Source organism: Aeromicrobium sp. Root236, assembly GCF_001428805.1.
Lineage (GTDB): Bacteria > Actinomycetota > Actinomycetes > Propionibacteriales > Nocardioidaceae > Aeromicrobium.
Map to the genome: position 1 here is coordinate 86,311 of NZ_LMIS01000001.1, position 12,691 is coordinate 99,001.

13 protein-coding genes are annotated in these 12,691 nt (G+C 68.9%); 4 read left to right on the plus strand and 9 right to left on the minus strand.

Going from position 1 to position 12,691, the window contains the following annotated elements:
* Nucleotides 1-11: 11 nt before the first annotated feature.
* Nucleotides 12-1,349 (plus strand): glutamine synthetase family protein, encoded by a 1,338-nt coding sequence (locus tag ASE12_RS00495; RefSeq protein ID WP_056395511.1) that lies wholly within the window; start codon nt 12-14, stop codon nt 1,347-1,349.
* 3 nt (nt 1,350-1,352) lie between these two features.
* Here the strand turns inward: ASE12_RS00495 and ASE12_RS00500 are convergent, their stop codons facing one another.
* The gene (locus ASE12_RS00500; protein ID WP_162255455.1) at nt 1,353-2,087 is read right to left on the minus strand and encodes a class I SAM-dependent methyltransferase; all 735 of its coding nucleotides are present in this window, start codon (nt 2,085-2,087) and stop codon (nt 1,353-1,355) included.
* A gap of 40 nt (nt 2,088-2,127) precedes the next feature.
* On the opposite strand from ASE12_RS00500, the gene ASE12_RS00505 reads away from it, so the two are divergent.
* Nucleotides 2,128-5,049, plus strand: coding sequence for a bifunctional [glutamine synthetase] adenylyltransferase/[glutamine synthetase]-adenylyl-L-tyrosine phosphorylase (locus ASE12_RS00505; RefSeq protein ID WP_056395515.1), 2,922 nt, complete (start codon nt 2,128-2,130; stop codon nt 5,047-5,049).
* A gap of 3 nt (nt 5,050-5,052) precedes the next feature.
* On the opposite strand, the gene ASE12_RS00510 is transcribed toward ASE12_RS00505, so the two are convergent.
* Genes ASE12_RS00510 through ASE12_RS00535 form a run of 6 tightly spaced genes read right to left on the minus strand, consistent with a single transcriptional unit; the run spans nt 5,053 to nt 9,619 of the window.
* Nucleotides 5,053-5,394 carry a TfoX/Sxy family protein gene (locus ASE12_RS00510; protein ID WP_056395516.1) on the minus strand — a complete coding sequence of 114 codons (342 nt, stop codon included), beginning with the start codon at nt 5,392-5,394 and terminating at the stop codon, nt 5,053-5,055.
* Nucleotides 5,395-5,437: 43 nt separating this feature from the next.
* Nucleotides 5,438-5,722, minus strand: coding sequence for a WhiB family transcriptional regulator (locus ASE12_RS00515; RefSeq protein WP_056395517.1), 285 nt, complete (start codon nt 5,720-5,722; stop codon nt 5,438-5,440).
* 3 nt (nt 5,723-5,725) lie between these two features.
* A complete protein-coding gene (locus ASE12_RS00520) occupies nt 5,726-6,964 on the minus strand; it encodes a cyclopropane-fatty-acyl-phospholipid synthase family protein (protein ID WP_056395518.1) in 1,239 nt (412 codons plus the stop codon).
* Between the two features lie 15 nt (nt 6,965-6,979).
* A complete protein-coding gene (locus ASE12_RS00525) occupies nt 6,980-7,195 on the minus strand; it encodes a hypothetical protein (protein ID WP_056395519.1) in 216 nt (71 codons plus the stop codon).
* A gap of 26 nt (nt 7,196-7,221) precedes the next feature.
* Nucleotides 7,222-8,514, minus strand: a complete 1,293-nt coding sequence (locus tag ASE12_RS00530) for a fatty acid desaturase (RefSeq protein WP_056395522.1) — start codon at nt 8,512-8,514, stop codon at nt 7,222-7,224.
* Nucleotides 8,515-8,530: 16 nt separating this feature from the next.
* Nucleotides 8,531-9,619, minus strand: a complete 1,089-nt coding sequence (locus tag ASE12_RS00535; protein WP_056395524.1) for a ferredoxin reductase — start codon at nt 9,617-9,619, stop codon at nt 8,531-8,533.
* 139 nt (nt 9,620-9,758) lie between these two features.
* Between ASE12_RS00535 and ASE12_RS00540 the strand changes: the two genes are divergently transcribed.
* Entirely contained in the window at nt 9,759-10,391 is a 633-nt protein-coding gene (locus ASE12_RS00540; protein ID WP_056395526.1) for a TetR family transcriptional regulator, read from the plus strand.
* Between the two features lie 13 nt (nt 10,392-10,404).
* On the opposite strand, the gene ASE12_RS00545 is transcribed toward ASE12_RS00540, so the two are convergent.
* Both ASE12_RS00545 and ASE12_RS00550 read right to left on the minus strand, forming a co-directional pair.
* Nucleotides 10,405-10,818 (minus strand): SRPBCC family protein, encoded by a 414-nt coding sequence (locus tag ASE12_RS00545; RefSeq protein WP_056395527.1) that lies wholly within the window; start codon nt 10,816-10,818, stop codon nt 10,405-10,407.
* Between the two features lie 87 nt (nt 10,819-10,905).
* Nucleotides 10,906-11,628, minus strand: a complete 723-nt coding sequence (locus ASE12_RS00550) for a TetR/AcrR family transcriptional regulator (protein WP_056395529.1) — start codon at nt 11,626-11,628, stop codon at nt 10,906-10,908.
* 123 nt (nt 11,629-11,751) lie between these two features.
* Here ASE12_RS00550 and ASE12_RS00555 point away from each other — a divergent pair, with 123 nt between their 5' ends.
* Nucleotides 11,752-12,672, plus strand: coding sequence for an NAD-dependent epimerase/dehydratase family protein (locus ASE12_RS00555; RefSeq protein ID WP_056395531.1), 921 nt, complete (start codon nt 11,752-11,754; stop codon nt 12,670-12,672).
* Nucleotides 12,673-12,691: the final 19 nt, after the last annotated feature.

The following is a 12,691-nucleotide window of genomic DNA, read 5'->3' on the forward strand; positions in this document are numbered from 1 at the left end:
ACACTGTGAGCATGGGAAAACAGGAAGACTTCGTGCTGCGCGCTCTCGAGGAGCGTGACGTCCGGTTCGTACGGCTGTGGTTCACCGACGTGCTCGGCTCGCTGAAGTCTGTCGCCATCGCACCGGCCGAGCTCGAAGGCGCCTTCGCCGAGGGCATCGGCTTCGACGGCTCGGCGATCGAGGGCTTCGCCCGCGTGCACGAGTCCGACATGCTCGCGATGCCTGACCCGTCGACGTTCCAGATCCTCCCGTGGCGCGGCGAGACGCCGGCGACGGCGCGCATGTTCTGCGACATCCTCATGCCCGACGGCACGCCGTCGTACGCCGATCCGCGGCACGTGCTCAAGCGGACGCTGCAGAAGGCGGCCGAGGCGGGCTTCACGTTCTACACGCACCCCGAGATCGAGTTCTACCTGTTCAAGGGCAAGCCCGGCCTCGGCGAGCAGCCCGTCCCCGTCGACGACAGCGGCTACTTCGACCACACCGCCCAGGGCGGCGGCCAGGACTTCCGCCGCGAGGTCATCACGATGCTCGAGAACATGGGCATCTCGGTGGAGTTCAGCCACCACGAGGGCGGACCCGGCCAGCAGGAGATCGACCTCCGCTACGCCGACGCGCTCTCCACGGCCGACAACATCATGACGTTCCGCACGGTCGTCCGTGAGGTGGCACTGAGCCAGGACAAGTGGGCGTCGTTCATGCCGAAGCCGTTCACGGCGCACCCGGGCTCGGGCATGCACACGCACGTCTCGCTGTTCGAGGGCGACGAGAACGCCTTCTACGAGGCCGGTGCGGAGTACCAGCTGTCGCAGACCGGTCGCGCGTTCATCGCCGGCGTGCTCGAGCACACCCCCGAGATCACCGCGGTGACGAACCAATGGGTCAACTCCTACAAGCGCCTGGCCGGCGGGGGAGAGGCACCCAACTACGTGTGCTGGGGCCACAACAACCGCTCGGCGCTCATCCGCGTGCCGATGTACAAGCCGCACAAGGGTGGCTCGGCGCGCGTGGAGCACCGAGGCATCGACTCCGGCTGCAACCCCTACCTCGCATTCGCGCTCGTGCTGGCCGCTGGTCTCAAGGGCATCGAGGGCAAGTACGAGCTGCCGGCCGAGGCCGAGGACAACGTCTGGGGCCTCAGCGAGAACGAGCGCAAGGCGATGGGCATCGCCCCGTTGCCGCGCAACCTCGACGAGGCGATCCGCACGATGGAGAGCAGTGAGCTCGTCGCCGAGACGCTCGGTGAGCACGTCTTCGACTTCTTCCTGCGCAACAAGCGGGCGGAGTGGCAGGACTACCGGTCCCAGGTCACCCAGTTCGAGCTCGACCGCCTCATGCCGATGGTCTGAGCCTCAGACCAGGTCGAACCGGAAGGCGTACGTCTCGTACGGCAGCCGGACCGACCCGTCGGCACCGGCACGCTCCTCACCGAGCTCCCGTACGGCTGACAGCACGTGCTCACGCTCGTGCGGCGGCCGGACGATGACGTAGCTGCGCGACGCGGCCAGCGCGACGAGGGTGTCGACGTCGATGACGTGCTCCCAGGCCACGACGAGTCGCTCGTACGCGCCGAACGGGCTCGCCGCAGCCGGGCCGTGCCCGCGGATCTCGTGCATCAGCCCCGTCGAGTCGACCCCGCCGAGCGCAGCGCTCAGCCGCACGACCCACGCGTCGGCTGACGACCGGTAGTTCCACACCAGTCCCAAACGCCCGGGCCGACGCAGCACCCTGGCGATCTCGGCCGACGCCCGCGGGACGTCGACCCAGTGCCACGCCTGCGCCATGGTGACGAGACTCGCGGCGCCGTCACCCAGGGGCAGGTTCTCTGCCGAGCCGCCGTGAGAGTCGATGCCGGGGATCTGCCCGAGGATGGCTCGCATGCCCGGGTCCGGCTCCACGGCGACGACGCCGTCACGGCGAGCAGCGAGGGCTGTGGTGAGCTTGCCGGTGCCCGCACCGACGTCGGTGACGGGTCCGTCGACACCGTCGAGCAGCCAGTCCACCACCTCGTCGGGGTAGGGCGGCCGCGCGCGGTCGTACGCATCGGCCGCAGCGCCGAACGAGAGGGCAGGATCGTCAGGGGTCACGACCTCCATCGTGCATCACGGTGTCGAGTAGCCTCATCGAGTGGCAACTGACGCGCGTGAGCTCGCCCTCGCACTTGCCCGCAAGGGGTTCCGCAACGGTGACGGAGCGGTCGCCGACCTGACGAGGCTGGGCGACGTACCGGACATCCTGGTCGACCAGATCGCCGGCGTGGCGAGCCCCGACACGGCACTCGCCTCGCTCACGTCGATCGGCGAGCGGTTCGGGGCACGCAAGCTGCTCGACCTGCTGGCCGGTGACGCCGATCTGCGCCAGCGACTGCTGGTCGTCCTGGGCACGAGCCAGGCCCTCGGCGACTTCCTCGTGCGTCATCCCGAGCACCTGCTCGACCTCAGCACGGCAGAGCTGTCGACCACACCGATCGGCCTCGACGTGCGGCGGCGGCAGATGGAGGAGGCCACGACCGCCGACGAGCTGCGCGTCGCCTACTACCGCAAGCTCCTGCACATCGCGGCGCGAGACCTGACGGCCCTGACCTCGTTCGAGCAGTCGTCGGCCGAGCTCGCCGACCTGGCCGTGGCGACGCTCGGCGCGGCCCTCAAGATCGCCAAGGCGGCCGACGAGAGCGCCGACCTCTGCCGGCTGACGATCATGGCGATGGGCAAGACCGGCGGTCGCGAGCTCAACTACGTCAGCGACGTCGACGTGATCTTCATCCACGAGCCCGCCGAGGGCGCCGACGACGGTGCCGCCATCGCGGCGGCGACCCGCCTCGCCGCCGCCGTGATGAAGCTGTGCCACGAGCACACCAGCGAGGGCACGATCTGGGAGGTCGACGCCAACCTCCGGCCCGAGGGCAGCTCGGGCCCGCTCGTGCGCTCGCTGTCGAGCCACATCGCCTACTACGAGCGGTGGGCCACGACGTGGGAGTTCCAGGCGCTGCTCAAGGCCCGGTACGCCGCCGGTGACGAGGAGCTGGCGCAGGGCTACCTCGACGCGCTCTCGCCGATGATCTGGATGGCGAGCACGCGCGAGAACTTCGTGGCCGACGTACGCGCGATGCGTCGTCGCGTCATCGAGAACATCCCGCCCAACCACCGCGAGCGTCAGCTCAAGCTCGGTGCCGGCGGATTGCGTGACGTCGAGTTCGCGGTGCAGCTGCTGCAGCTCGTGCACGGTCGTGCCGACGTGTCCCTGCGCAGCTCGACGACCCTCCACGCCCTCAAGGCACTGATCGAGGGTGGCTACGTCGGCCGTCGCGACGGCGCCGCGATGGAGGAGGCGTACGAGTTCCTCCGCACGCTGGAGCACCGCATCCAGCTGTTCAAGCTGCGGCGCAGCCACATCGTGCCCGACGATGCCGAGGACCTGAGGCGTATCGGCCGCAGCATGGGATTCCGGCAGAATCCCGCCGAGAACCTCACCCGCGAGTGGCAGGCGCACCGGCGCATCGTCCGCCGGCTGCACGAGAAGCTCTTCTACCAACCGTTGCTCGAGGCGGTCGCCTCGTTGCCGACCGACGGTATGCGGCTCACCCCGTTGGCGGCCGAGCAGCGGCTCACCGCGCTGGGCTTCGCCGACCCCAAGGGCGCGCTGGCGCACATCCAGGCGCTGACATCAGGGGTGTCGCGGCGTGCGGCGATCCAGAAGTCGCTGCTCCCGGCGATGCTCGCGTGGTTCGCCGAGTCGCCGGACCCCGACGGCGGCCTCCTGGCGTTCCGCAAGATCTCCGAGGGCCTCGGCGAGACGCACTGGTATCTCCGCAAGCTCCGCGACGAGGGCGAGGGCGCCGAACAGCTCGCCCACGTGCTGTCGTCGAGCCGCTACGTCACCGACCTCATCCTGCGGGCCCCGGACTCCGTCGCGCTCCTGGGCGACGACGCCGAGCTGAAGCCGCTCGAGCGCGACCGCCTGCGCACGGAGGTCGAGCTCGCGACGAGCCGGCACAAGAACCCGCAGGACGCGATCCGCGCCGTGCGCCGCGTGCGTCGCCGCGAGCTCTCGCGCATCGGCATCGCCGACGTGCTCGGCCGCCTCGACATCCTCGAGGTCGGCGAGGCCCTGACCGACGTCTCGACGGCGACGCTCGACGGCGCGCTCAAGGCCGCCACCGCGGCGGTGGAGGCGGAGCGTGGCACGATGCCGACCCGGCTGTCGATCGTGCTCATGGGCCGCCTCGGGGGTGGCGAGGCCGGCTACGGCTCGGACGCCGACGTGATGTTCGTGCACGACCCGGTCGAGGGCGCCGACGAGACCGAGGCCGCCGAGGCGGCGATGGCGGTCGCGCAGGGACTGCGCAAGATGCTCGCCGCCCCGGGCGACGACCCGCCGCTCGACGTCGACGCCGACCTGCGGCCCGAGGGCAAGAACGGTCCACTCGTGCGTACGTTCGCCGCCTACAAGGCGTACTACGAGAAGTGGTCGGCGGTGTGGGAGGCGCAGGCACTGCTGCGGGCCAGCGCCGACGTCGGCGACCCCGGTCTCAACGAGAGGTTCACGGCGTTGATCGACCCGCTGCGGTGGCCCGAAGGCGGTGCGACGCCGGCCGAGATCCGCGAGGTCCGACGCATCAAGGCTCGCGTCGACTCCGAGCGCCTGCCGCGCGGCGCCAACCCCAACACCCACCTCAAGCTGGGGCGCGGTGGGCTCGCCGACATCGAGTGGACCGTGCAGCTGCTTCAGATGCAGCACGCGCACGCCGTGCCGGAGATGCGTACGACCCGCACCCTCGACGCCCTCCACGCTGCGCTCAAGGCCGACCTCGTCAGCCACGACGACGCGCAGGCGCTCGAGGCCTCCTGGCGCCTCGTCAGCCGCATCCGCAACGCCGTGGTGCTGATGCGCGGCAAGCCCGCCGAGTCGATGGTCGAGCAGGCCAGCGAGCGCGCCGGTGTCGCGCACCTGCTGGGCTACGGCATGGAGCAGAGCGAGCGCATGGTCGACGAGTACCTCCGCACCACCCGTCAGGCGCGCAAGGTCGTCGAGCGCATCTTCTACGAGTGAGGCTCAGGGCGTGATCGAGTCGACGTAGGCGTAGGCGGCGGCGAGCTGTTCGGCCCACGTCGCGTCGTCGGCGTCGTCCGGCACGAGCACCCACTCACGTCGCGGCACGCCACCCATGACCATGTGCTCGGCGACGCCGGACTCGGCGAGCGCGTCGGCGTGCGCCTCGGGCACCTTGATCAGCAACCCGCCGGCATGGGCGGCGACGGCGAAGACCTTGCCGCGTACGCGCAGCCCGGTCGACCCGAACATGCGTCCCCAGTCGACGCCGGGCAGCTTCTGGTGCTCAGCCGACAGCTCCTCGAGGCGGGCGTGTGCGGCTTCCTGCAGCTCGTTCCTGGCCATGACCTCAGCATGCCAGCGACGGCCGACAACGTGCGCCAGAACGCTAGGCGGTCTTGCGGTCCTGCAGCAGGTGCATGCGCTCGTTGATGCTCAGGCCACCCCAGACGCCGTAGGGCTCGCGCACCGCGAGCGCGTGCTCGAGGCACTCCCGGACGACCGGGCACACGGCGCACAGCGCCTTGGCGGCCGCCTCGCGAGCCCGGCGACTCGGGCCGCGCTCAGCGTCGGGGGAGAAGAAGACGGACTCGTCGACGCCCACGCAGGCCGCGTCGTACTGCCACTCGTAGACCTCCTGCAACGCTTTGGGCAGGCGGCCGATGCTGGCCACCGGTCAGCCCTCCGCGGGCCGGGCGATGGAGAGCTGGAAGACGTCGAGGTAGCCGGTGCGGAAGCCCGCCTCGCAATAGGCGAGGTAGAACTCCCACATACGCCGGAACGTCTCGTCGAACCCTTGCGTCCTGATGGCGTCCCAGTTGGCGTTGAACGTGTCGCGCCACTGGTGCAGCGTGCGGGCGTAGTCCTGACCGAGCGAACGGCGATGCGTCACCGCCAGCGAGGTGTGCGCGTCGAGCGACTGGTCGATCGCCTCGAGCGACGGGATCAGCCCACCGGGGAAGATGTACTTCTGGATCCATCCGTACGAGTTGCGGGTCGCGAGGTAGCGGTGGTGCGCCATCGTGATCGCCTGGATCGCGACGTGTCCTCCGGGTGCGAGCAGCTTGTCGATCGTGGCGAAGTAGGTCGGCCAGTACTCCTCGCCGACGGCCTCGATCATCTCGACGCTGACGATGGCGTCGTACTCGCCGGTGACCTCGCGATAGTCGACGAGCTGCAGGTCGACCTCGACGCCGGCCTCGGCGAACCGCTCCTGCGCCAGGGCGGCCTGCTCCGACGACAGCGTGATGGTCGTGACCGCAGCGCCGCGCTGCGCCGCGCGGATCGCGAGGGCACCCCAGCCACTGCCGATCTCCAGCACCCGGGTGCCGGCCGTGACATGCGCGTCGTCGAGGATCGCGTCGATCTTGCGCAGCTGGGCGGCCTCGAGGTCCTGGTCAGCCGACTCGAACCAGGCTGACGAGTACGTCATCGACGGGTCGAGGAACTGCGCGAACAGGTCGTTGGACAGGTCGTAGTGCGCCTCGATGTTCTGGCGCGAACCCTTGACCGAGTTGCGCTGGTGGTGCGGCAGCCGCTTGTCGACGAACACGCGGAACTTCTGCAGCGGGACCGGGACGATCGTCGCCATCCGCGCGGCGAACGGCTCCAGCAGGTCAGCCAGGTCGGTCCCGTTGCCGGTCGTCCAGTCACCGGCCATGTAGGCCTCGCCGAACCCGATCTTGGTGTCCGCCCCGAGCCGGGCGAAGAACGCCTTGGGGCGTACGACCCGCATCTCCGGGGCGTCCGGACCGCCGGCGCCCCAGGCACGGCCGTCGGCGAACCTCAGGCGTACGGGCACCCGGTTGACGGTGGGCCTGAGGATCGCCTTGGCGGCGCGTGCCTTGAACGGAGTGCGTGGTGCGCGTGAGACACCGAAGGAATGGGCTGGTGGCCGGTCGGCAGAGATGCTCATGCCAGTGATTCGTTGCTACTCGGCAGCCGGATTGGTGCCGTCGCCGTCCTGACCGGCCCGCTTGCTGGCCTCGGTGATCTCGAAGATCTCGGTGCCGAACGCGCCGATCTCCGTCGTGATCTTGCGCGCCGACTCGAAGAGGATCGCCACGACGTGCCCGGCACTGGCGATCGCCGCCTCGGTCGACTGCTGGAGGACGTCCTTGGCGATCTCACGTCGGCTCAGTGCCATCGGGTGTACCTCTCGGTCGCAGTCGACTACGAGGTCAATTGTGGCGCACGTGCCGCTTCTTCGCGACGGGCGGCTTCCGCCTCCCGCTTGGCCCGGCGCAGCGCCTTGGACTCGGGGCTGTTGCCGATCTTGTACGGGTCGTCGGGCTTGTGGCCGAGCTTGGCGAGCTGCCGGATGACGCTGGCGACCTGCTTGGACAACCGGCCCGTGTTGTACTGCAGGCCGTACTTCTCGACCAGGCGCTTCACGTCCTCGGCGACCTCGGGGTAGCGACGGGCCGGGATGTCGGGGAACAGGTGGTGCTCTACCTGGTAGCTCAGGTTGCCGGTCAGCACGTGGAACGGCTTGTGCCCGGTGATGTTGGCCGAGCCGAGCAGCTGGCGCAGGTACCACTGGCCGCGGGTCTCGTTCTGCGCGTCCTCCTCGGCGAAGGTCTGCACTTCGGCCGGGAAGTGGCCGCAGAAGATGATGATGAAGGACCACACGTTGCGGATCACGTTGGCGACGATGTTGGCGACCAGGATGGCGACCGGCGCCCACCAGCCGACGAACGGCACGAGGGCCAGGCCGAGGGCGGGCCACGCGACGTAGTCCTTGAAGACCTGCTTGCGGATCTTCTTGAGCGCGCGCTTCTTGCGACCCTGGAAGTCCTCCTTGGTGATCTTGCCCTGGAGGTACTGGTCGAGCTCGACGCCGTGGTACATGATGCCCCACTCGAACACGAGCATCAGGATGAACGCGAGCGGCAGGTTGAAGCGGTGGCTGGCGTACCACGGCTGGTCCTCGTCGATGCGGAACATGTTGTAGCCGATGTCCCGGTCCATGCCGTGGATGTTGGTGTAGGTGTGGTGGATGTAGTTGTGGCCGTGCTTCCAGTCCTTGGCGGGGGCGATGTTGTCCCACTCGTAGCGGCTGGCGTCGACCATCGGGTCGTTCATCCAGTCGTACTGGCCGTGCATGACGTTGTGGCCGATCTCCATGTTGTCGAGGATCTTGGCCAGGCCGAGGAACAGGATGCCGGCGATGAAGACGGGCGGGAAGAACGGCATGAAGATGCCGATGCGGCCCAGCACCTCGCTGGCCTTCTGCGCCTTGATGACGCGCCGGATGTAGTCGGCGTCCTTCTGGCCGAGGTCGTCGAGCACGCGCTGGCGCACGGCGTTGAGCTCCTCGCCGAACTCCTCGAGCTGCTCGTACGTCATGTACTCGAGGCCGATCGTGGCCTTCTTGTCGCTGGTGGTGTCGACCAGCGACAGGGGAGCGGCGTTGTGGTTGCGCGCGCTGTGGGGCTTGATGGGCGCGTTCTTGGTCTTGGCCATGGTGGTTCTCCCTCTCCTAGAGTGCGACGTTGACGTCGCCGACGGGGACGTGCACACAGATCTTGATGGTCTCGTCGGTGTTGGCGCTGATCTCGTTGCTGATCACGTGGCGCACCGCACCGTGGTTCTTCTTGACGACGCAGGTGTTGCAGACGCCCATGCGGCAGCCGAACTCGGGCTTGAGTCCCGCGGCCTCGGCCTGTTCGAGGATCGTGGCGCCAGAGTTGTCGGCCTCGATCTTGGCGTCGTCGAACGTCAGGGTCCCGGTGGCGTCAGCCGCGTCGAGGTCGACGGACGGCACCTTGAAGTACTCGAGCTGGAGCTGGTCTGCGGCGCCGAGCTCGGTGTAGGTGTCGCGGACGGTGGCGATCAGGCCGGCCGGGCCGCAGACGTACGTGAGGGTCTCGGTCGGGTCGATGCCGAGGTGCTTGAGGTGGTCGACGTGGAAGCGGCCCTTGAGCTCGGCTCCGGGTGCCGGCTGGCGCGTGTAGATGCGCATGACCGTCACGTTGGCCGCCTCGGCGAGCGCGTCGAGGTCGGCGGTGAACATCTCGTCGTCGCGCGAACGGGCGTAGTGCAGGAACGTGACACGGCCCTGGTGGCCGGTGTCGCGCAAGGTGCGGATCATCGACATGACCGGCGTGATGCCGGACCCGCCGCTGACCAGCAGCAGGTTGTCGGGCACCTGGCGGGGGAGGACGAACTCGCCCTCGGCCTGGGACAGGTAGACGATCGTGCGCGGCTTGAGCTCCTTGTGCAGGAACTGCGAGACGTAGCCGTCGGGGTGGGCCTTGACCGAGACGCTGAACGTGCCCTTCTTGGCCGCCCGCGAGCTCGACACGGAGAAGCAGCGGACGCGGCGCGTGCCGTCGACCTCGACGCCGAACTGGACGTGCTGGCCGGGGGTGAAGCCCTTCCAGGCGCCGTTGGGGCGGAGGATGACCGTGCTGGCGTCACCGGTCTCCTGGACGACCTCGACGACCCGGGCGCGCACGTTCTCCGCTGCGAGCATCGGGTGGATCTGGTCGAGGTAGTGGTCGATCGTGTGGGGGGAGGTCAGAGAGGCGACCGGGCGCGAGGTGAGCGCCTTGCGGATGATGCCCATCTGTAACCTCCTCGAAATCAGTGAACATGCGTACACTCAAAGTGTGCACGACCCGAGGCCCACGCGCAACCGGCGCGCCGAGTGACCTCGAACACGAGTGATACAAGTGTGCACCGAAAGGGGTGACTAGGCTGTGAGGATGACCGAGCCAGCACCATCCGCCTCGCGTCAGGCCCAGAAGGAGCGCACCCGCCAGGCCATCCTCGCCTCGGCGCTGGAGCTGAGCCACGAGAAGGGCTTTGCGCAGGTCAGCCTCCGCCAGGTGTCACGCCACGCGGGCGTCGTGCCGACGGCCTTCTACCGCCACTTCGAGTCGATGGACCAGCTGGGCCTCGCCCTTGTCGAGCAGTCGTTCTCGACGTTGCGGCGCATGATCCGCGACGCGCAGCGCGATCCGCACGTGTTCGACAACATCATCGACGCCGCCGCAGACGTGTTGGTCGAGGCGGTCAAGCAGAGCAAGGCGCACTTCGCGTTCGTCGCCCGCGAGCGGGTCGGCGGGCCCGAGGTCGTACGCACGGCGATCCGCCACGAGCTCGACCTGTTCGTCAGCGAGCTCGCGGTGGTGCTGGCGCGGCTGCCCAACATCGAGAACTGGTCGACCGAGGACGTGCAGATGGTCTCGCGCCTGTTCGTCCGCAACATGGTGTCCAACGCCGAGGAGGTCGTGGAGATGCCTGACGGGCGGCCCGACCTCGAGGAGCAGATCAAGGAGGGCGCCCGCCGGCAGATGCGCCTGATCGTCGTCGGCTTCCGCGACTGGCGCAGTTGAGCACCCAGCTGGATCAGCTGGCGCGGTTGACCTGCTGGTTGCCGTACTCGTCCTGCGCGTACGTCGCGAGGTTGTCGAGAGCCTTGGCGAAGACGTCGTCGCCGATCGAGTCCTCGAGCTCCTGCAGCACCTCGGGCTCGGCCGTGAAGTCGGCCTCCCACGTGACGTACGAGCAGGAGTGGCCGGCGTCCTCGACGAGGATCGTCGCGCGGTGGTTCGCGATCGGGAACGGCGGATCGGGGATGTGGTACGACAGCGTCATCGCCTCGTCGTCCCGCGACACGATCGTCACGACGACGTCGGCCGGTGCCTCGGGCCCGTTGGCGTAGATGCGGAGCGTGGGGTGCCATTCGGCGAAGTTGCCGGCCAGCTGCCACACGTGCGGGGCGGGGGCGGCGACGAACGTACGACGGGTGATCCGGGGCATTGACTTCCTTCGGCACGACAGCAGACGTATCCCAACATTGTCGCGTGCGAACCGCCTCTGGCGGCCATCAGAGCAGTGAGGGATTGCTCACTCGGCGAGGCCGAGGTCACCGGCGAGCCGGAGCGTCGTCTGCTCGTAGTAGCCCTCGTAGTCGCTCACCGATCCCTTGAGGTGTCCGAAGATCTCGAACGACAGCGTCCCGAAGATCGCGGACCACACCATGAGCGTGCGCATCACCAGCTCAGGGAGCGCCTCGAGGTCGACGTCGCTCCGCTCGGCGATGAACGCCATCGCATCGGCGACCACGTCCGACGGATCGGCGGCCTCGGCGGGTGGCCGGGTCCCTTGCGCGGCGGACCCCGACGCGTGTGCGGCGACGATGATCTCGACGAGTCGTACGATCACCCGGGTCGCCGGTACGACGGTGTCCTGGGGTGCGGCGTAGCCCGGCACGGGGGAGCCGTAGATCAGGGCGTAGTCGTGCGGGTGGCTGACGGCCCACTCGCGGGTCGCTCGGCAGGTCGCCATCCACCGCCCCAAGTGGTCCGTGCGGTCCTCGACCGCCTCGTCGGCGGCTTCGGCCGCAGCGCCGAGCTCGTCGTACGCCGCGATGATCAGCGCGGTCAGCAGCTCGTCGCGGCTGGCGTAGTAGCGGTAGACCGCTGACGAGACCATGCCGACCTCGCGGGCGACGGCTCGCAGGGACAGCTGGCTGGGGCCCACCTCGCCGAGCTGGGCGCGGGCGGCGGCCAGGATCTCGGCGGTGATCTCGGCGCGGGCCCGTTCTCGGGCGGTTCTGGCAACTACCATGCACCTACTGTGCGGCATTGCGAGAGCATGTGCAACAAATGAGAGCACTGCTCTTGCATTCGGGTCCGGGGTCTGCCATGCTCGCAACCGAGAGCGGTGCTCTCCATCATCGGAAGGACCACCATGTCTGATCGTCACCTCGTCGTCGGAGCCGGACCCGTCGGCCGTCACGTCGCCCAGCTGCTCGCGGACCGCGGTGCAGACGTCACGGTCGCCACCCGCTCGGGCACGGACACCGGCATCGACGGCGTGACGCACCTGAAGCTGGACGCCTCGGACGCCGACGCCCTGAGTGCTGCCGCGGAGGGTGTCTCCGTGCTCTACAACTGCGCGAACCCCGCGGACTACACCACGTGGCAGAAGTTCTGGCCGCCGCTCGCTGCGGCGTTCCTCGTCGCTGCCGAGCGGTCCGGCGCGGTGTATGCGATCACCGGCAACCTCTATCCGTACGGGCCGGTGGGCCAGCCGATGACGGAGGACCTGCCGGACGCGGCCACCGACCACAAGGGCCGGCTGCGTGCCTCGATGTGGGCCGAGGCCAAGGCGCTGCACGATGCCGGCCGGATCCGCACCGTCGAGGTCCGCGGTTCGGACTACATGGGCACGGGCGTCGGCGGCAACGGCCACGTCACGCGGCAGGTGCCCGGGGCGCTCAAGGGCAGGCGTGCCTGGGTCTTCAACGCCAAGGACGTCCCTCACACGTTCACCGACGTGCTCGACACCGCACGGCTCCTCATCGCCGCTGCCGAGGACGAGTCGGCGCACGGCCGTACGTGGCACGTGCCCAGCAACCCGCCGCGTACGCAGGAGCAGGCGATCACCGACGTGCTCACCAGCGTCGGCAAGCCGGCCGTCAAGGTCAGCGTCGTGCCCAACGCCGTGTTCGCTGGGCTGGCGAAGGTCGTGCCGCTGCTCCGTGAGCTGCGTGAGCTGTCCTACCAGTGGACCGAGCCGTACGTGCTCGACGACAGCGCCGCTCGCGAGCACTTCGGCATGGAGCCGACGCCGTGGGACGAGGTCTGTCGCCGCAGCGCGGTGGTCTGAGTCAGACAGGCTTGCACGA

Coding starts and splice junctions, on each gene's coding strand:
- ASE12_RS00495 (WP_056395511.1), top strand. CDS start 12: ATGGGAAAACAGGAAGACTTCGTGCTGCGCGCTCTCGAGGAGCGTGAC.
- ASE12_RS00510 (WP_056395516.1), bottom strand. CDS start 5,394: ATGGCCAGGAACGAGCTGCAGGAAGCCGCACACGCCCGCCTCGAGGAG.
- ASE12_RS00520 (WP_056395518.1), bottom strand. CDS start 6,964: ATGAGCATCTCTGCCGACCGGCCACCAGCCCATTCCTTCGGTGTCTCA.
- ASE12_RS00525 (WP_056395519.1), bottom strand. CDS start 7,195: ATGGCACTGAGCCGACGTGAGATCGCCAAGGACGTCCTCCAGCAGTCG.
- ASE12_RS00530 (WP_056395522.1), bottom strand. CDS start 8,514: ATGGCCAAGACCAAGAACGCGCCCATCAAGCCCCACAGCGCGCGCAAC.
- ASE12_RS00535 (WP_056395524.1), bottom strand. CDS start 9,619: ATGGGCATCATCCGCAAGGCGCTCACCTCGCGCCCGGTCGCCTCTCTG.
- ASE12_RS00540 (WP_056395526.1), top strand. CDS start 9,759: ATGACCGAGCCAGCACCATCCGCCTCGCGTCAGGCCCAGAAGGAGCGC.
- ASE12_RS00545 (WP_056395527.1), bottom strand. CDS start 10,818: ATGCCCCGGATCACCCGTCGTACGTTCGTCGCCGCCCCCGCCCCGCAC.
- ASE12_RS00550 (WP_056395529.1), bottom strand. CDS start 11,628: ATGGTAGTTGCCAGAACCGCCCGAGAACGGGCCCGCGCCGAGATCACC.
- ASE12_RS00555 (WP_056395531.1), top strand. CDS start 11,752: ATGTCTGATCGTCACCTCGTCGTCGGAGCCGGACCCGTCGGCCGTCAC.